General features: G+C 60.0%; 19 protein-coding genes. 3 read left to right on the forward strand and 16 right to left on the reverse strand.

What is annotated here, in order from left to right; genetic code table 11:
- Positions 1-17 precede the first annotated feature (17 nt).
- Positions 18-791, forward strand: a complete 774-nt coding sequence (gene cobB / locus NOM67_RS03005; protein ID WP_156852812.1) for a Sir2 family NAD+-dependent deacetylase — start codon at positions 18-20, stop codon at positions 789-791.
- Between the two features lie 61 nt (positions 792-852).
- On the opposite strand, the gene NOM67_RS03010 is transcribed toward cobB, so the two are convergent.
- From NOM67_RS03010 to potA, 11 genes are all read right to left on the reverse strand, one after another.
- Entirely contained in the window at positions 853-1866 is a 1014-nt protein-coding gene (locus NOM67_RS03010) for a substrate-binding domain-containing protein (RefSeq protein WP_255933729.1), read from the reverse strand.
- The gene (gene rbsK / locus NOM67_RS03015) at positions 1866-2798 is read right to left on the reverse strand and encodes a ribokinase (protein ID WP_043820134.1); all 933 of its coding nucleotides are present in this window, start codon (positions 2796-2798) and stop codon (positions 1866-1868) included. The genes NOM67_RS03010 and rbsK overlap by 1 nt, the downstream gene beginning before the upstream one ends.
- 108 nt (positions 2799-2906) lie before the next feature.
- Complete coding sequence (gene rbsB, locus NOM67_RS03020; protein WP_041207819.1) at positions 2907-3782, reverse strand: ribose ABC transporter substrate-binding protein RbsB; 876 nt, start codon at positions 3780-3782, stop codon at positions 2907-2909.
- Between the two features lie 35 nt (positions 3783-3817).
- Positions 3818-4786, reverse strand: a complete 969-nt coding sequence (rbsC, locus tag NOM67_RS03025) for a ribose ABC transporter permease (protein ID WP_041207818.1) — start codon at positions 4784-4786, stop codon at positions 3818-3820.
- Complete coding sequence (gene rbsA, locus NOM67_RS03030; RefSeq protein WP_203119145.1) at positions 4783-6312, reverse strand: ribose ABC transporter ATP-binding protein RbsA; 1530 nt, start codon at positions 6310-6312, stop codon at positions 4783-4785. Before rbsA ends, rbsC begins: the two co-directional genes overlap by 4 nt.
- A 35-nt stretch (positions 6313-6347) precedes the next feature.
- Positions 6348-6767: a D-ribose pyranase gene (rbsD, locus tag NOM67_RS03035; protein ID WP_058052594.1), complete on the reverse strand. Its 420-nt coding sequence runs from the start codon at positions 6765-6767 to the stop codon at positions 6348-6350.
- A 207-nt stretch (positions 6768-6974) separates the two neighbouring features.
- Positions 6975-7592, reverse strand: coding sequence for a glutathione S-transferase family protein (locus tag NOM67_RS03040; protein WP_104014838.1), 618 nt, complete (start codon positions 7590-7592; stop codon positions 6975-6977).
- Positions 7593-7740: 148 nt separating this feature from the next.
- Positions 7741-8808, reverse strand: a complete 1068-nt coding sequence (locus tag NOM67_RS03045; protein WP_255933738.1) for an extracellular solute-binding protein — start codon at positions 8806-8808, stop codon at positions 7741-7743.
- 81 nt (positions 8809-8889) lie between these two features.
- Positions 8890-9660 carry a spermidine/putrescine ABC transporter permease PotC gene (gene potC / locus NOM67_RS03050; protein WP_005336644.1) on the reverse strand — a complete coding sequence of 257 codons (771 nt, stop codon included), beginning with the start codon at positions 9658-9660 and terminating at the stop codon, positions 8890-8892.
- Positions 9657-10544: a spermidine/putrescine ABC transporter permease PotB gene (potB, locus tag NOM67_RS03055; protein WP_255933747.1), complete on the reverse strand. Its 888-nt coding sequence runs from the start codon at positions 10542-10544 to the stop codon at positions 9657-9659. The genes potC and potB overlap by 4 nt, the downstream gene beginning before the upstream one ends.
- Positions 10531-11634, reverse strand: a complete 1104-nt coding sequence (potA, locus tag NOM67_RS03060) for a spermidine/putrescine ABC transporter ATP-binding protein PotA (protein ID WP_201913531.1) — start codon at positions 11632-11634, stop codon at positions 10531-10533. The genes potB and potA overlap by 14 nt, the downstream gene beginning before the upstream one ends.
- Positions 11635-11825: 191 nt before the next feature.
- Between potA and NOM67_RS03065 the strand changes: the two genes are divergently transcribed.
- Both NOM67_RS03065 and NOM67_RS03070 read left to right on the forward strand, forming a co-directional pair.
- A complete protein-coding gene (locus NOM67_RS03065) occupies positions 11826-12563 on the forward strand; it encodes a hypothetical protein (protein WP_043850773.1) in 738 nt (245 codons plus the stop codon).
- 16 nt (positions 12564-12579) lie between these two features.
- Positions 12580-13269: a DUF2987 domain-containing protein gene (locus tag NOM67_RS03070; protein ID WP_156852802.1), complete on the forward strand. Its 690-nt coding sequence runs from the start codon at positions 12580-12582 to the stop codon at positions 13267-13269.
- 103 nt (positions 13270-13372) lie between these two features.
- On the opposite strand, the gene ttcA is transcribed toward NOM67_RS03070, so the two are convergent.
- The 5 genes from ttcA to ccoS form a co-directional block, all read right to left on the reverse strand.
- Positions 13373-14281 carry a tRNA 2-thiocytidine(32) synthetase TtcA gene (gene ttcA, locus NOM67_RS03075; protein ID WP_005336634.1) on the reverse strand — a complete coding sequence of 303 codons (909 nt, stop codon included), beginning with the start codon at positions 14279-14281 and terminating at the stop codon, positions 13373-13375.
- Positions 14282-14355: 74 nt separating this feature from the next.
- Complete coding sequence (gene uspE, locus NOM67_RS03080) at positions 14356-15303, reverse strand: universal stress protein UspE (RefSeq protein WP_042031012.1); 948 nt, start codon at positions 15301-15303, stop codon at positions 14356-14358.
- 151 nt (positions 15304-15454) lie between these two features.
- Entirely contained in the window at positions 15455-16210 is a 756-nt protein-coding gene (locus NOM67_RS03085; RefSeq protein ID WP_033113524.1) for an FNR family transcription factor, read from the reverse strand.
- A 68-nt stretch (positions 16211-16278) separates the two neighbouring features.
- The gene (locus NOM67_RS03090) at positions 16279-16965 is read right to left on the reverse strand and encodes a sulfite exporter TauE/SafE family protein (protein ID WP_255933749.1); all 687 of its coding nucleotides are present in this window, start codon (positions 16963-16965) and stop codon (positions 16279-16281) included.
- On the reverse strand, positions 16949-17137 hold the full coding sequence (gene ccoS / locus NOM67_RS03095) for a cbb3-type cytochrome oxidase assembly protein CcoS (RefSeq protein WP_033113556.1): 189 nt from the start codon (positions 17135-17137) through the stop codon (positions 16949-16951). Before ccoS ends, NOM67_RS03090 begins: the two co-directional genes overlap by 17 nt.
- Positions 17138-17256 lie beyond the last annotated feature (119 nt).

Genomic DNA, 17256 nt, shown 5'->3' on the forward strand with positions numbered 1-17256 from the left:
GAGAGACGGAGCATGTTATGGGGCAGACAATCAAAAATATCGTGATCCTCACCGGAGCGGGGATCTCTGCCGAGTCGGGGATCAAGACCTTCCGCGCCTGCGACGGTTTGTGGGAGGAGCACCGCGTCGAGGATGTGGCAACGCCGGAAGGGTATGCCAGAGATCCGGAACTGGTGCAGCGCTTTTACAACTCTCGCCGCAAACAGCTCCAGCAACCCCAGGTACACCCCAATCCCGCCCACTATGCGCTGGCTCGCCTCGAGCGTCTTTTTCCCGGCACCGTGACCCTGGTGACCCAGAATATCGACAACCTGCACGAGAGTGCAGGGAGCAAGAACCTTATCCACATGCATGGCGAACTGCTCAAGGCCCGCTGTCCCGAGTCCGGTCAGGTGATCGAGTGGCGTGGCGAGCTTCATCAGGAGGAGCTCTGCTCCTGCTGTCAGTTTCCCCAGCCGCTGCGCCCCCACGTGGTCTGGTTTGGCGAGATGCCGATCGGGCTTGATCGCATCTATAGTGCGCTGGCTCAGTGCGATCTCTTTATCTCCATCGGCACCTCGGGGGCTGTCTATCCGGCGGCCGGTTTTGTGCACGAGGCGGGGTTGAATGGTGCTCACACCATAGAGCTCAATCTCGAGCCGAGCGAGGTGGGCAGCCAGTTTGATGAAAAACGCTACGGGCCAGCCTCCCTGCTGGTGCCGGCCTACGTGGATGAGTTGCTTGAAGTGTGTGGCATCCATCAGCCCAGACAGATCGAGGGGCACAACTGGATGGAGATGCGCGACCGCTAGAGGCGGCGGCAAAGAGACAAGGCGACTATGAGTCGCCTTTTTGTTGCTGCTATCGAGCCTGTTACTGCGCCGGTGGCCAGGGGGCGCAGGATTGCCTGATCACCAGGTCAGGGTCAACCGTGATCAGGTGGTCAGCCACAGCTTCGCCGTTTATGCGGGCCAGCAGGCGGGTGACGGCGAGGCGCCCCAGCTCCTCTTTGGGCTGGTTGACGGTAGTGAGTGGCGGCGACATAAATTCAGCCAGCGCCACATTGTCGTAGCCGACAATGGAGAGGTCGCGCGGGATCACCAGCCCCGCCTGATGGGCGGCACTGATAGCCCCCATCGCCATCATGTCGTTGCAGACAAAGAGGGCGGTGGGGCGCTCGGGCAATGCCAGCAGACGGGTCATCGCCTGATGGCCGCTGGCACAGTCAAAGTCCCCCTCCTGAATCCAGTTGGGATTGACAGTGAGCCCGGCCTCCTGCAGCGCCTGCTCAAAGCCTGCCTGCCGCTGGTTGGCGGGGGCGCGGCTGTGGGGGCCAGTGATGCAACCGATGGCGGTGTGGCCGAGCTCAATCAGGTGGCGGGTTGCGAGATAACCGCCATGGAAGGAGTTGTCGGCGATAAGATCCACATCTTCGCTGACCAGCCCCCAATCCATCACCACCACCGGCAGGCTCTTGAGCCAGTCGAGCTGGTTGAACACCTCTTGTTGGCCTTCGCTACACATTATGAGCAGGCCATCGACCCGCTTGCGCAGCATCATCTTGAGGTAGGAGAGGGCGGTTTCCGCCTGACCTTCAGTGTTGCCCAGCATCAGGTTGTAGCCCTGCTCGAAGCAGTAACGCTCCACCCCGCGCACTACCTCGGCAAAGAAGGGGTTGCTGGAGGTGGTGACCAGCATGCCGATACTGTTGGTCTCCTTAACCTTGAGGCTGCGGGCCACCAAGCTCGGGGCATAGTTGAGCTCACGCATGGCCGCAAAGACCCGCTCACGGGTCTCCTCGGCCACAAAGCGGGTCTCGTTGATGACATGGGAGACGGTGGTGGTGGAGACCCCCGCCAGCGCTGCCACCTCCTTGATATTGGCCATCAGTGCCCCTGCGCAGTCTGCTCAAGCAGGAAGGTGTCGACCTCCTGCTTGCTCGGGATGGAACTCTGGGCGCCGAATCGGGTGACGGAGAGCGCCGCAGCCCCGTGGGCAAAGCGCACCGCGCTGTGGAAATCGGCACCGGCCAGTTCCGCCGCCAGCAGGGCGCCGTTGAAGGTATCGCCCGCGGCAGTGGTATCCACCGCCTTGACCCGAAAGCCCGGGATCAGCTGTTGCTGCTGTGCGTTGCTGCAATAGACCCCCTGCGACCCCAGGGTGATCATCACGTCCGCAATCCCCATCTGGTGGAAACGGGCAGCCGCCTCGCGGGCGCTGGCTTCGTCGGTGACTTTGACGCCGGTCAACAGCTCGGCCTCGGTCTGGTTGGGGGTGATAAGGTCGACCAGCGCCAGCAGTTCGCTTGAGAGCGGACGGGCAGGGGCGGGGTTGAGCACCACCCGGGTGCCGTGGGCGCGGGCCAGACGTGCAGCTTCGTGGACGCTCTCCAGCGGCACTTCCAGCTGCAACAGCAGGGTATGGGCGTCGGCGATCATCGCTTCGTGGTTTTTCACCACGGCAGGGGTGATGGCACCGTTCGCCTCTGCGGAGATACCTATGCTGTTCTCCCCCTCATCGCTCACATAGATGATGGCGATCCCGGTCGGGAGCTTGGGATCGAGCTCGACGGCGCTCACGTCAATACCGTCTTTGGCAAAACCGCTCTTCATCTGGTGGCCGATGGCGTCATCACCGATGCGGGCGATAAAGGAGACGGGGGCGCCAAGGCGGGCGGCAGCGACTGCCTGATTAGCCCCCTTGCCACCGGGCACCACCTGATAGCTGTGGCCGGTCAGGGTTTCACCCGGGCGAGGAAAGTGGGGAACGCGCAGCACGTGGTCTGCATTGACACTGCCCAGAACGACGAGACGATTCATGTTGACTACTCCTGATGCATCTTGGCTTGAACACAGTGATTGAGTGAGCACAAGCCGAGAGGCACCTGAACGAGAGGGAAAAGGGGAGGCGAACCTCCCCTCGAGCACTTACTTGCTGACTACTTGCAGCGGTACCGGAATGGATTTCTCGACCGGCTGACCTTTCAGCACCTTGTCGGCAGTCTCGACGCCGATGGCACCGATCAGGGCCGGTTGCTGGGCCACGGTGGCGGCCAGTTTACCCTTGGCAACGGCGGCTTTGCCATCGTCAGTGCCGTCGAAACCGACGATCATCACCTCTTTACCGGCAGCCTGCACCGCGCGGATAGCACCCAGCGCCATCTCGTCGTTCTGGGCGAACACGGCCTGTACGGTCGGATGGGCCGCCAGCAGGTTTTCCATGACGTTCAGACCCTTGGTGCGGTCAAAGTCGGCCGGCTGGGAAGCCAGTACCTGCAGCTTGTTGGCTGCCACGGCCAGGGCAAAACCTTCGCCACGGTCACGGGCGGCGGAGGTGCCGGCAATCCCTTCCAGCTGAATGACCTTGGCACCGGTACCCAGTTTTTCGGTGATGAAGTCACCGGCCAGCTTGCCGCCCGCCACGTTGTCGGAGGCGATATGGGCCTTGACCTCACCCTGCGCGGCGCCGCGGTCCAGAGTCAGTACAGGAATGTTGGCGCGGTTGGCCAGACGGATGGCGTTGCCCACCGCTTCGGAGTCGGTCGGGTTGATCAGGATGGCGTTGACCTTGCGCACGGTGAGATCTTCCATGTTGGAGAGCTCTTTGGCCGGGTCATTCTGGGAGTCCAGCACCACCAGCTCGTAGCCAAGCTCCTTGGCCTTGGCTTCGGCACCCTCCTTCATGGTGACGAAGAAGGGGTTGTTGAGGGTGGAGACCACCATCGCCAGGGTATGGTCAGCAGCCTGGGCGGTGCCCAGCACGGACATGATGGCGGCAGCGAGCAGGGTATTGAGCTTTTTCATCATTTCATTCCTTGTGTGTGGCGTGTTTTACGTTGTTATCGGGTACTTTTGTTGTCGACCATCACGGCAAGCAAGATCACGCTGGCCTTGGCGATCATCTGGTAATAGGAGCTGACATCGAGCAGGTTGAGGGCGTTGTTCAGGAAGCCGATGATCAGCGCACCAATCAGGGTGCCCATGATGCGGCCCTTGCCCCCCATCAGGCTGGTACCACCCAGCACGACGGCGGCGATGGCGTCCAGCTCGTAACCCATACCTGCCGTCGGCTGGGCTGAGGAGAGACGGGAGGTGACGATAAGACCCGCCAGCGCCGAGAGCGCACCGCACAGACCATACACCGCCAGCTTCACCCGATCCACATTGATGCCGGAGAGACGGGTAGCAGACTCGTTACCGCCCAGGGCATAGATGTAGCGACCGAGACGGGTGTGGTTGAGCATGAACCAGGCGAGCAGGAAGACGATGGCCATCAGCCAGATGGGCACCGGCAGACCGAGCAGATAGCCGGTACCCAGCCAGGCGAAGTGATCGGCGCCATCACTGAAACCGGTGGAGATGGGGCGACCCTCGGTATAGACCATGGTGATGCCGCGCAGAGCGGTCATGGTAACCAGCGTCGCGATAAACGCCTGCACCTTGCCCTTGGCAATGATGAGGCCGCTGACGCCGCCAAGCAGGGCGCCGGCACCCAGGGTGAGGGGGACTACCAGCCAGATGGGCAGCTCCATCGCTACCATGGTCGCCGCCAGCGCACCGCACAGGGCCAGCACCGAGCCAACCGACAGATCGATACCGGCGGTGAGGATAACCAGCGTCATGCCGACCGCCATGATGGCGTTGACCGAGGTCTGGCGCAGGATGTTGAGCAGGTTGTCGACGCTGAAGAAGTTGGGATTGAGCGCGGAGACGACACCAATCAGCACCAGCAGGGCGACCAGGGATTTGTTCTCGATCCACCAGGCCTTGTTCATGATGCCGCGGCGGGGAAGGGTTTGGGTTGTCATTGTGCTGCCTCTTGCTCTGCTTGCCACTGTTTACCGACTGCCGCCGCCATCAGCTTCTCCTGATTGGCATCGCGGGTGTTGAACTCTGCGCTGATGCGCCCTTCGTGCATCACCATGATGCGATCGCTCATGCCGAGCACTTCCGGCATCTCGGAGGAGACCAGAATGATGCTCATCCCCTCCTTCTTGAACTGGTTGATCAGCTGATAAATTTCCTTTTTCGCCCCCACGTCGACGCCGCGGGTCGGCTCGTCGAGGATCAGCACCTTGGGCCGGGTCAACAGCCCCTTGGCGATGGCCACCTTCTGCTGGTTGCCGCCGGAGAGCAGCTTTATCAGCTGATCCTGACTAGGGGTCTTGATGTTGAACAGGCGCACATAGTCGCTCACCGCCTGCCGTTCGGCCTTGCCGTCAATCTTGCCGTTGCTGATGAACTCGTCGAGGGCGCAGAGACTCATGTTTTCGCGCACCGACAGCTCCAGCACCAGCCCATCACCTTTGCGATCTTCGGAGATATAGGCGATGCCAGCGGCCAGGCCATCGGCCGGACTGGTTGGCACCAGCGCGTGGCCATCGACCGTGATTTCGCCGCTGCTGACGGGGCTGGCGCCGTAGATAAGCTTCATCAGCTCGGTACGGCCGGAGCCCATCAGGCCGCTAAAGCCCAGAATTTCCCCCTGACGCAGGGAGAAGCTCACCCCGCGCACGCCGGGACCGGCCAGATCTTTCACCTGCAGGCTGACAGGGCCAAGCTCGCGCTCAAGGCGCGGGTACTGCTCTTCCAGCCGGCGGCCCACCATCATCTCGATGATCTTGTCTTCATCGAGATCGCTCACCGCCTTCTCGCCGATCCACTTGCCATCGCGCAGTACGGTGACCCGATCGCAGATCTCGAAGATCTCCTTGAGGCGGTGGGAGATATAGACGATGCCGCAACCCTGCTCACGCAGCTCGCGGATAACCGCAAACAGCTGCTCGGTCTCGGTATCGGTCAGCGCATCGGTCGGTTCATCCATGATGATGACACTGGCATCGAACGACAGCGCCTTGGCGATCTCCACCATCTGCTGTTCGCCGATGGAGAGATCCCCGAGTCGGGTATCCGGCCCATGCTTGACGCCAAGTCGCGCCAGCAGGCCGCTCGCCCGCTCGCGCAGCTGTTTGTGGTCGATGCTGCCAAAACGGGTGCGCGGTTCGCGACCGAGGAAGATGTTGGCGGCAATCGACAACTCCGGCAGCAGGTTCAGCTCCTGATGGATGATGCTGATCCCCTGATCCTGAGAGTCGCGCGGCCCCTTGAAGTGAACCGGTTGACCGCGATAGCTGACGCTGCCCGTATCGGCCTGATAGATGCCGGTCAGCACCTTCATCAGGGTGGATTTGCCGGCGCCATTTTCACCGAGCAGGGCCATCACCTGGCCCGGATAGACCCGCAGACCCGCTTCATCGAGGGCGCGTACACCGGGGAAGGTCTTGACGATCCCGGTCAGCTCCAGAATGGGTGAGAGGGGGGAGGTTGTGCTCATTTGCAGCTTCCTTGAAGAGGCCTTCTTTGAAGGATTCAGAACGCCACACCGGCGCAGAGGATCAGGTTGGCGTAGGGAGTCACCTCGCCGCTGCGCACGATTGCCTTGCTCTGGCGGGAGCGGGTCTTGAACTCCTCGTGCAGGCAGTATTCGATGGCGATGGGTTTGCCCTGGGCGGCGGCGTGGGCCTCAAGCTGATCGACCAGCGCCTGATGGGCGGCGGGACTGATCTGCTTTATCTCGCTTGCCATGATCACCTTCTCCACCACCAGATCGGTGAGCAGGGCGGTCAGCACGGTTTCGAGGCTGGGGGTGCCCGCCATCAACGCCAGATCGATCCGCTCCGGCCCTGCCGGAATGGGCAAGCCTGCATCGCAGACGGTGATCTCGTCGGTGTGACCCATCTGTGCCACCAGAGCACTCAGGGGAGCATTGAGCAGTACGCCTCGTTTCATACAGCACCTCATCAGGCTTTCGCCATCGCAGTTTCTTATCAGGCAACCGGTTACGCAACCGGTTGCGTTATGGCGCAAAGATAGGCTTTTTAGGATGGAAGAGCCATGGCAAAACCACGGAAATGTGAAAACGATCTCAAAGGAGGGGGAGGAGAGAGAAAGAAGGGTGCCAGCAGAGCCTCGGCACCCTTTCTATTGATTTTTTACTTAGTTGGAGAGGGCTTTGTTCACGGCCGGACGGCTCAGCATCCGGCGATAATGATCGGCCACTTTGGGGAATTCACTGATCTCGACCCCATCGCTTTTCAGCCAGCCCGCGACCACGAACAGATAGATGTCCGCCACGCTGAACTGCTCACCCAGTACCCAGGGGCCAGCCAGATAGTGCTGCTCAATCTGGGCAAAGCCATCGCGCATATTGCTGGCAACTTTCTGCTGCATGGCGGCAATGGCCTGTTCGTCATCGGCCCAGCGGCTGCCACGGCGACCGTGGGCGTGGGAGACATGCACGGTGGAGGCGAGGAAGCTGTTGACCTCCTGCATGCGGGCCAGCAGGAACGGATTGTCCAGCGGCGCCAGCTTGGCTGCGGGGAAGCGTTGCGCCACATAGAGCAGCAGGGCTGGGGTCTCGGTCAGGGTGCCCTGCTCGGTGACAAGGGCAGGGACTCGCCCTTTGGGGTTGATGGCAAGGTATTCGGGCGAACGCTGCTCACCGGCAGTCAGATTGAGCTGGCGGGCAGTAAACGGGGCGCCGGTTTCCAGCAGTGCGATTTGGACAGCCATGGCGCAAGAGCCGGGGGCGAAGAAGAGGGTCAGATCGGACATGAATACTCCTGATTGGCTCAGGCCACCCGCGGTACAAGTGAAAAACGTGTTTCTCGTAGTACCACGAGCGGTCATGAAAAAAGAGAGGGGGCAAATTTTGCCCCCTCAACCAATCTACACCCCAGAGGGGCGATGAAAAAGCACAGAATTAATCGGCCTTGGCCACCATGGCTTTAAGCTGCAGGAAGTACTGCTCGTAGAGGCGGGAGGCATCACCCACATCAGACTGGAACTCGCCCTTGCGCTTGATCTCGTCGCTCGGGAAGACCATGGGGTTGTTGCGAAACGCCGGGGTGAGCAGGGGAATGGCATCCTTGACTGGGGTGGGGTAGCCAATCGCCTCGGCCACCTTGGCGGCCACATCGGGGCGCATCAGGAAGTTGATCAGAGCGTGGGCCTCTTTCACATGCTTGGCCTTGGCCGGGATGGCGAGGTTATCCATCCAGAGCACGGCGCCTTCTTCGGGGTAGGTCATCTGGATGGAGGGGTATTCGCGCTGGGCGCCGTAGGCCGAGCCGTTCCACAGCATGCCGATATTGACCTCACCGGCGATAAAGGGGTCGGCCGGGTTGTCGGAGTTGAACGCCTTGACGTTGGGCATCAGCTTTTTCAGGTATTCGAACGCTTCGGCAATTTGCGCCTTGTCCCGGGTGTTGGGGCTGTAGCCCAGCTGCACCAGCGCGATATGGAACACCTCGCGGGCATCGTCCATCAGCAGCAGGCTCTCTTTCCACTCCGGTGCCCAGAGTTGCTTCCAGCTGGTAACCGGCTGCTCGATGATGTCGGTGTTGGTGCCGATCCCGGTTGCACCCCAGATATAGGGGATGGAGTAGCGGTTGTCCGGGTCGTACTCGTGGTTGAGCAGGGTAGGGTCGAGATGCTTGAAGTTGGGCAGCTGGGCGCGATCCAGCGGCTGCAGCATTCCCTCTTTGGCCATTTTCGAGATGAAATAGGTGCTGGGCACCACCACGTCATAGCCGTCGCCATGGGTTTTCAGCTTGGCGTAGAGGGTCTCGTTGGCTTCGTAGGTGGAGTAGATCACCTTGATACCGGTCTCTTCTTGGAACTGCTCCAGCAGGCCGTCCGGCACATATTCCGACCAGTTGTAGAAGTAGACCACCTTGTCGTCGGCCGCGTGAGCGCTCTGGCTCAGCAGCGGGGTGGTGAGGGTGAGGGCGGCTGCCAGCAGGGCGCCGGCCTTGTGTTGGATTGTCATCAACAACTCCTTGGGGTTATGGGGCCTTGCGGCCCACCGTGACAGAGTTCGCCAAAGGTGGCGGGGACGAAACGGGCAGGGTCAACCCTGCCGTTTACGCAGTAACAGTTGTGCCAGCAGCACCATCCCGAGGGAGGCGACCAGCATCAGGGTGGCCAGGGCATTGACCTCGGGAGAGACCCCCACCTTGACCATGGAGTAGATCTTGAGCGGCAGGATCTCGTAGGCCGGGCCGGTCACAAAGGAGCTCACCACCACGTCGTCCAGCGACAGGGTAAAGGAGAGCAGCCAGCCCGCCATCACCGCCGGCAGGGCCAGCGGCAGTATGATGCGGCGCAGGATGATCCACTCGCCAGCCCCCAGATCCCGCGCGGCTTCCAGCATCCGCACATCAAAACCGCACAGCCGCGAGTAGACGGTGATCACCACGAACGGCAGGCAGAAGGTGATGTGGGCGATCAGCAGCGACCAGAAGCCCAGTGCAATGCCGGTTACCACGAATAGGGTCAGCAGGGAGATGGCCATCACGATATCGGGGGACATCATCACCACGAACAGCATGCCGCTGACGTACTGCTTGCCGCGAAAGCGGTAGCGAAACAACGCCACGGCGGTGAGGGTGCCGATCAGGGTGGCTGCGGTGGCGGTGAGGGCGGCGATGGTCAGGGAGTGCTGGGCCGCCTGCATCAGGCTGGCGCTGGCAAACAACTTCTCATACCAGCCAAGGGTAAAGCCGCGCCAGTCGATGCCATATTTCGACAGGTTGAAGGAGTTGGCGATCAGCACCCCGATGGGCACATAGAGATAGCCAAACACCAGCAGCAGGAACAGAGCTTTCAGTGCGCGCATCATGCCAGCTCCCCCTTCTTGCTGAGCAGCTTGCCTGCCCGCCAGTAGCAGTAGACCAACAGCGCCATCAGCACCGTCAACATCACGCTGATGGCGGCGCCAAAGGGCCAGTCACGGCTGTTGAGGAACTGGGTCTTGATCAGGTTGCCGATCAGCAGGTGCTTGGCGCCACCCAGCAAGTCGGAGACGTAGAACATCCCCATGGCGGGCAGGAACACCAGCAGACAACCGGCGATGATGCCGGGCAGGGTGAGGGGCAAAATGATCCGCACCAGCCGCTGCCAGCCATTGGCGCCAAGGTCTCGCGCCGCCTCCAGCAAACGGCCATCCAGCTTCTCGATGCTGGAGTAGAGCGGCAGCACCATAAAGGGGAGCAGTACATAGACCAGTCCGATGATGACGGCCACCTCGGTGTACATCATCTGCAGCGGCCGCTCGATAAGCCCCAGATCCAGCAGCCAGCCGTTGATCAGCCCCCGGGTGCCGAGCAGCACTTTCAGCGCATAGGTGCGGATCAGGGAGTTGGTCCAGAACGGCACCACCACCAGAAACAGCAGCAGTGGGCGGATACGCGCTGGCAGATGGGCCAGCAGCCAGGCAAAGGGGTAGCCCACCAGCAGGCAGATGGCGGTGGCGAGCAGCGCCAGCCAGAGGGAGTGGAGCAGCACCTCGAAATAGAGCGGGTCCAGCAGGCGGCCATAGTTGCTAAGGGTAAAGATCGGCGCGATAAGCTCGGACTCGTCACGGGTCAGGAAGCTGACGCCGATGATCATCAGGTTGGGCAGGAAGACGAACAGCGTCAGCCAGCCGAGGATCAGCGCGATGGCCGTATTGCGAAAGCCGTTGTGGGCAAAGCTGTGCGCTACCCGCAGATTAGTGAGGCTCATAGGGCAGCACCACCTCCCAGCTGTCGACCCAGTGGATCGCCACCTCCTGACCCAGACGGTAGTCAAAATCGGGGTCATCCTCGTCGAAGAACTCGGAGATAAGCAGCTGTTTGCCACTTTCGAGCTCGATCACCGAATCCAGCGTCGCCCCCTTGTAGTTGCGCTCGCGGATGTTGCCCCGCAGCGCACCACTCTGGTCGTCATCCTGATCGAGAATGCGCAGATCTTCCGGGCGCAGCAGCACAAGTACCTTGTCGTCTGGCTGGAACGGCAATGTGGTATGAAGCAGGCATTCACGCCCCTCTACCTCGGCCTGCCAGATACCGGACTCGCGCTGGCTGATCAGCTTGCCATCCATCACATTGATCTCGCCGATAAAGCGGGCCACGAACAGATTGGCTGGCGATTCGTAGATATCGCGCGGGGTGCCGCGCTGGATGATCTTGCCGCCCTCCATCACCAGAATGCGATCAGACATGGTGAGCGCCTCTTCCTGATCATGGGTGACGAAAACAAAGGTGATGCCAAGGCGACGCTGCAGCGCCTTGAGCTCGCTCTGCATCTGCTTGCGCAGCTTGTAGTCGAGCGCCGAGAGGGATTCGTCGAGCAGCAGCAGGCGGGGCTTGTTGACCACGGCGCGGGCGATGGCGACCCGTTGTTGCTGGCCGCCGGAGAGCTGATCCGGGCGGCGGTTGGCCAGCTCGGTGAGCTGCACCATGGCGAGGGTCTCCTCGACCCGCTGGCGGATCTCGCTGGCCGGCACTTTCTGCATCTCGAGGCCAAAGGCGACGTTTTCAAACACCGTCATATGGGGGAAGAGCGCATAGCTCTGGAACACGGTGTTGATGTGCCTGTGTTCGGCGGGGATATGGGTGATCTCGTCACCGGCCAGATGGATGGTGCCACCGTCGACCGATTCGAGCCCGGCCAGCAGGCGCAGCAAGGTGGTCTTGCCGCAGCCGGAGGGGCCCAGCAGGGTGAGAAACTCACCGTCATAGATCTCAAGGTCAAGGTCGCTCAATATCGCCTTGCCGTCATAAAGTTTGCTGATCTTGTTCAGCGCGACAATTACCTGTGGATTGTTCATCATCCGCCAGTCTCACCCCAGCCAGTGGCCATCATGTTGAAAGAGGGCCGCATTCTATGCAGCCAATCCATGAAATTAAAGGCTTTTTGGCCGCAAGTGGTCAGGAAAAACGACTACGAATAGCAGGCCAAGTCGCTATAATGTGCCACCTGATTTGGTCGTTTTCGATGTTGGATAGTCAATTGAGTAACAGAATGCGTATTGGCGGCTCGCTCGAGCAATCTTTGAACAAGGGTTATCGCCTGGACCTGAAAGGGGTCATTCAAGAGGGGTGGCAACAGACCCGCCGTACCGGATTTGGCCTGCTGCTGGCGATTGTCGGCGTCACGGCGATCTGGATCCTGCTCAGCAACATGGTGCTGGTGCCCTATATCGGCGATGACAGCCAGATGAATGTGGCGATGGTCCTGAGCCTGCTGATCACCGTCATCATGGCCCCCATGACCAGTGCCCTCGACATGCTCGGCTTACAGCAGTCGGTCGGCGTGCGCGCCCGGGCGAGTCAGGTGTTCGACTTCTTCCGCCACTTTGTGCGCCTTGGCATGCTGAGTCTGCTCGGCAGTCTGCTCACCAGTCTGTTTGGCCCGCTGTTCGAACTGATTGGGTTGCCGGTGATGTTTTCGTTTATTCCTTCCGCACTGATCGGCATGGGGCTGCTCTTTACCGTGCCGCTGGTGCTGGAGCGCGGCATGACGCCGCCGCAGGCCATTGTGGTCTCTCTCAAGATCTTCTTGCGCGGCTGGCCGAGCCTGGTGCTGTTTCACGGCGTGATGGCTGCGCTCTTCTTTGTGGCCCTGATCCCGATGGGGTTGGGTCTTATCTGGGTGGCACCGCTCTACTTCAACTGCAAGGGGATCCTCTATCGGGATCTCTGCGGGGTGGCGGTAGAGGTTAATGAGGTGGCTGAAGGACCCAACCATTTCAATGCATGATGCAAAAGGACGCTGAATGATCTGTCGATATGGAGTGATCTCTACCGTACGTCGTACCCTGCTGGCCAGCCTGCTGCTGCCGACACTGGCGATGGCTGAGCAACCTGTGCTGGAGCTGCAATATGGCGCCTTCTACAGCCAGATGAAGACCTTCGCCAAGGGCGAGTTTGGCCATGCCAGACTGGGGTTTTATCTGACCGATCCGCAAAATGGCAAGCGCTGTGCGATCGACTCTGCCCGGGTCTCGACGCAAGACAAGGATGTGAAGGGGGAGGTGACGATCGACAGCGAGCTGCGGCTGCCGTTCGATGACGACCTCAATCTCGACAAGGCGGTGGTTGCGGTCACCCTGAAAGAGCCGCACGCGACCTGCGATATGACGGTGCAGGTGATGGCCGACGCACCGGCCGTTCCCGACATGCCACTGGCAGATCTTGCCAAGCGTCAGCAGCAGATGCAGCAGTTGCTGGACAAGATGGCTGGCATGGTCGGCAAGTACTTCTTGCCGAAGATGGAGGGGATCCGGATCGCGCTGGTCGAGCCGCAGGGGACTGCCTACCTTGTCGATGGGGCCCGACAGGAGCCCGTTACGTGGCAGCATGGCCAGTTGCTCTTGAGCAATGCGCAGCTGAGTGCATTTGCGGGCGGTACCTTGCGTCTGCAGGGCGAGGTGCTGCGACTGACCCCCTGGTTGCACAAGGGCTGATGCCGATGGCGCTGCCACGTTGGTAACAGGCAGATCAAGAAAGCAAAAAAGGAGCGATTATCGCTCCTTTTTTATTGTGTGGCGTTTGCCCTGTGAGCGCGGTTTAGCGCACTTCAATCACATCCAGCATGTCCATCTCGTCGATGTCCAGCAGCGGCGCTTTTGGCATCTCGGGTGGATCAAAGGCCTTGTCACCACCATCGATGATGCCGGAGTCGCGGTTGATGCTCTTGAAGTCAAACAGCTTGTGGTCGAGCAGGTGGCTCGGGATCACATCCTGAATGGCGGTGAACATGGTCTCGATGCGACCCGGGAAGCGGCGATCCCAATCCTGCATCATCTGCTTGATGGCCTGACGCTGCAGATTCTCCTGCGAGCCACACAGGTTGCACGGAATGATGGGGAAGGCTTTGACATCGGCGTAGCGGATCAGGTCCTTCTCTTTGCAGTAGGCCAGCGGGCGGATCACCACGTTCTTGCCATCGTCGCTCACCAGTTTGGGCGGCATGGACTTGAGCTTGCCACCGTAGAACATGTTGAGGAACAGGGTCTCGAGGATGTCGTCACGGTGGTGGCCAAGGGCAATCTTGGTGCAACCCAGCTCCTGAGCGGTGCGGTAGAGAATACCGCGGCGCAGTCGTGAGCAGAGAGAACAGGTGGTTTTGCCTTCCGGCACCTTCTCCTTGACGATGGAGTAGGTATCCTCTTCGACAATCTTGTACTCGATGCCGAGGGAGTCAAGATACTCGGGCAGCACGTGCTCGGGGAAGCCGGGCTGCTTCTGATCCAGGTTGACGGCAACCAGATCGAAATGGATGGGGGCACTGGCTTTGAGGCTCATCAGTATGTCGAGCATACCGAAGCTGTCCTTGCCGCCGGAGAGGCAGACCATGACCTTGTCGCCCTCTTCAATCATGTTGAAGTCGGCAATGGCCTGACCTACGTTGCGCCGCAGGCGCTTTTGCAGTTTGTTGAAACTGTATTTTTCTTTGGCGTTCAGCTCTTCTAGCATGCTCGTAAAACCCGGGACACAAATAAGCGCGTTATTATAGCCATGTCCCGGGGGAGGGCAAGGTGCCAGGCACCTTATGATTGATTGCGACGGCTGTCGACCGGGCAGCTGTAGTCGGCCGGTTTGAGGATCAGCAGGTCGCAGGAGAGGCGGTCGATCACATGCTCGGCGGTATTGCCGAGCAAGGCAGCCGAAAGGCCGGTGCGGCCGACGCAGCCCATGATCATCAGATTGGCATCCAGCTCTTCAGCCATGTCCGGCAGCACCTCTTCCGGCAACCCTTCCGCTACCCGGGTCCAGAGATGGCCGATACCGAACTTGTCGGCATGGCTCAGCAGCAGGGTCTCGTGGTGTTTGCGGATAGCCTCGTTGTAGGCGTTGGGATCAAACTCCGGCAGCTCGATGGCCACATTGACCGGGGTTCCCGGATAGGTGTTGACCAGATAGAGGCTCGAGCCGAGCAGCTCGGCGATATCGCCACCTTCCTGGGTGATCCGCTCGTTGAGCAGCTTCTGATCCGGATCGTCGCTGGAGCAGTTGATGGCGGCGATGATATTGCCGCCCCGTTTCCAGTGCCCCTCTTTTACCAGCAGCACCGGACAGGGACACTTGCGCAGCAGATGCCAGTCGGTCGGCGTAAAGATGAAGGTTTGCAGGAAGCTGTGATGGTGGGTGGCCTTGACCACCAGATCGTGACGTTGTTCCAGCACCTCCTGGATGACGGATTCGAAGGGGCGGTTGTGCCAGATCACTTTGACTTCGCAAGCAATCCCTTGCGAGCGGTAGGGGGTGAGTATTTCGTCAAGCCACTCTCGCCGTTGGGAGATGACGCCGTTACGCATCTCTTCGCGCTCCTCGACGGAGAGCATGGCGGTCATTTCATACGAGAAGTCATAGATGGTGAGCAGCAGGGTCAGGCGGGCATTGTCGTCCAGCTCGGCGATCTTGACGGCCCGTTCGAGGGCGATTTGACGCTCCTCTTCTGGATTGATAACTACCAGAATATTCTGATATTTGACCATCTTCTCCTCCTTGGAAAAGTCCAATGACGGCAGAATCTTAGTCATTACAGCTTAGCGCAGGAGGAAGGGGGCTGGAACGTACCGGATCACATTCCAGAGGAAAGGATCCGGCCGGGAAAGCGGAATAAAAGCGGGGTTGTAAGGAGAAAAATCAGCCGCAGGGCGGACGGGTAGCTCCGGCCATCATGCCTAGTGCGACTTGATCCAGCACGGTAATGTATTTGCCTTTGACGCTGATGAGACCGGACTTCTGGAAGCGGCCGAGCAGACGGCTGATGGTCTCGACGGTCAGACCCAGATAGTTGCCGATATCGCCACGGGTCATGGCCAGACGGAACTCCTTGGCAGAGAAGCCGCGTTCGGAGAAGCGCACCGAGAGGTTGTGCAGGAAGGCGGCGAGGCGCTCTTCGGCATTCTTCTTGGAGAGCAGCAGGATCATCTCCTGATCGCCCATGATTTCACTGCTCATCAGGCGCATGATCTGCTGGCGCAGTTTGGGCATCTTGCCGGAGAGATCATCCAGCACTTCAAAGGGGATCTCGCACACCATGGCTGTTTCCAGCGCCTGAGCGAAGGAGGGGTGAGCCTGTTTGTTGATGGCGTCAAACCCGACCAAATCACCAGCCAGGTGGAAGGCTGTGATCTGCTCATCGCCCTGTTCGGTGATGGTGTAGGACTTGATGGTCCCGGAACGAATGGCGTAGAGCGACTTGAACTCATCACCGGCCTTGAACAGCTCCTCACCCTTCTGGATCGGCTTTTTGCGCTCGATGATGCTATCGAGCTGATCAAGCTCGTTGTCGTTCAGGGTGAAGGGGATACAGAGCTGACTGATGCTGCAATCCTGGCAATGAATTGCACAGCCACCGCTCTGGATACGTCTGCCAGGTTTCTTTTCCGGGATCATAGGCTCATACGAATAATTGATTTATATCAAACAAGTTTACCACCAACTCATCCGTTTTGGATAGGGTTTCAAAAGGCGGCTATGCCAACCCACAGGGTATGAACCCCGAACAAAATGAGTAACAGAGCGCCGCCAAGGCGCAAACTGCGCAGGGTTAACCAGTATCTGAGGCGGTCAGCAAGCCCCCCCAGTGCGAACAAGGTTGGCAGGGTACCGAGACCAAAAAAGAGCATGATCAGAGCTCCGCCGCTGGCCGAACCGGCCGCCGCGCTCCAGGTCAGCATGGAGTAGACGAGCCCGCAGGGGAGCCAGCCCCAGACCATGCCAAAGGGGAGTGCCTGCAGCGGCGAGGTGAAGGGGAGAAACTTGCCGGCAAGGGGTTTGATATGGGGCCAGAGTTTGGCGCCGAGGCGCTCCAGCAGCAGGATCCCCTGCCACCAGCCGGCCAGATAGAGACCAAGGGCGATCATCAGCAATGCGGCTACCAGACGCAGCCCTTCGATGGCATGTTTGCCTGCGCCCAGTTCACTGGTGGTGGCGAGTAGGCCGCCCACCAGCGCGCCTGCCAGCACATAGCTCAGGATCCGCCCCAGGTTGTAGTTGAGCAGGTAGCCAAGGCGTCCGCTGAAGTGCTGCTTGTCGGCCGGGATGGCCATGGAGAGGGCTGCAGAGACGCCACCGCACATGCCGATGCAGTGAGCCGAGCCTGCCAGTCCTACCAGCAGGGCACCCAGCAGATCAAGGTTGTGAGTCATGGGAGGAGGGCTTCACCGCTTTTTGTTGGGGTTCATCTTCATCGAACAGGATGTTGGAACCCTGGCGATCGAGATCTTCAAATTGTTCGGAGCGAATGGCCCAGAAAAAGACGACGCCGGCGATGACGACGAAGAGAATGGCGATGGGGATCAGGACAAAAATTATGTTCATGAGAGGTACCTTGACATTCATCCGTGGCAAGCGTTCTCCATGGTAACCCCGTTCGGGAGGAGGGCCAGCCGCTATCGGTCAAAAATGTGGCCTGCATCGGAGGCAGGCCACTATTTCAG

The organism is Aeromonas sp. SG16 (assembly GCF_024436135.1).
Taxonomy (GTDB): Bacteria; Pseudomonadota; Gammaproteobacteria; order Enterobacterales; family Aeromonadaceae; genus Aeromonas; species Aeromonas jandaei.

Bases quoted from the DNA above. Each gene is read 5' to 3' on its own strand.
- cobB (WP_156852812.1), top strand. From the start codon at position 18: ATGGGGCAGACAATCAAAAATATCGTGATCCTCACCGGAGCGGGGATC.
- NOM67_RS03010 (WP_255933729.1), bottom strand. From the start codon at position 1,866: ATGGCCAATATCAAGGAGGTGGCAGCGCTGGCGGGGGTCTCCACCACC.
- rbsK (WP_043820134.1), bottom strand. From the start codon at position 2,798: ATGAATCGTCTCGTCGTTCTGGGCAGTGTCAATGCAGACCACGTGCTG.
- rbsB (WP_041207819.1), bottom strand. From the start codon at position 3,782: ATGAAAAAGCTCAATACCCTGCTCGCTGCCGCCATCATGTCCGTGCTG.
- rbsC (WP_041207818.1), bottom strand. From the start codon at position 4,786: ATGACAACCCAAACCCTTCCCCGCCGCGGCATCATGAACAAGGCCTGG.
- rbsA (WP_203119145.1), bottom strand. From the start codon at position 6,312: ATGAGCACAACCTCCCCCCTCTCACCCATTCTGGAGCTGACCGGGATC.
- rbsD (WP_058052594.1), bottom strand. From the start codon at position 6,767: ATGAAACGAGGCGTACTGCTCAATGCTCCCCTGAGTGCTCTGGTGGCA.
- NOM67_RS03040 (WP_104014838.1), bottom strand. From the start codon at position 7,592: ATGTCCGATCTGACCCTCTTCTTCGCCCCCGGCTCTTGCGCCATGGCT.
- NOM67_RS03045 (WP_255933738.1), bottom strand. From the start codon at position 8,808: ATGACAATCCAACACAAGGCCGGCGCCCTGCTGGCAGCCGCCCTCACC.
- potC (WP_005336644.1), bottom strand. From the start codon at position 9,660: ATGATGCGCGCACTGAAAGCTCTGTTCCTGCTGCTGGTGTTTGGCTAT.
- potB (WP_255933747.1), bottom strand. From the start codon at position 10,544: ATGAGCCTCACTAATCTGCGGGTAGCGCACAGCTTTGCCCACAACGGC.
- potA (WP_201913531.1), bottom strand. From the start codon at position 11,634: ATGATGAACAATCCACAGGTAATTGTCGCGCTGAACAAGATCAGCAAA.
- NOM67_RS03065 (WP_043850773.1), top strand. From the start codon at position 11,826: ATGCGTATTGGCGGCTCGCTCGAGCAATCTTTGAACAAGGGTTATCGC.
- NOM67_RS03070 (WP_156852802.1), top strand. From the start codon at position 12,580: ATGATCTGTCGATATGGAGTGATCTCTACCGTACGTCGTACCCTGCTG.
- ttcA (WP_005336634.1), bottom strand. From the start codon at position 14,281: ATGCTAGAAGAGCTGAACGCCAAAGAAAAATACAGTTTCAACAAACTG.
- uspE (WP_042031012.1), bottom strand. From the start codon at position 15,303: ATGGTCAAATATCAGAATATTCTGGTAGTTATCAATCCAGAAGAGGAG.
- NOM67_RS03085 (WP_033113524.1), bottom strand. From the start codon at position 16,210: ATGATCCCGGAAAAGAAACCTGGCAGACGTATCCAGAGCGGTGGCTGT.
- NOM67_RS03090 (WP_255933749.1), bottom strand. From the start codon at position 16,965: ATGACTCACAACCTTGATCTGCTGGGTGCCCTGCTGGTAGGACTGGCA.
- ccoS (WP_033113556.1), bottom strand. From the start codon at position 17,137: ATGAACATAATTTTTGTCCTGATCCCCATCGCCATTCTCTTCGTCGTC.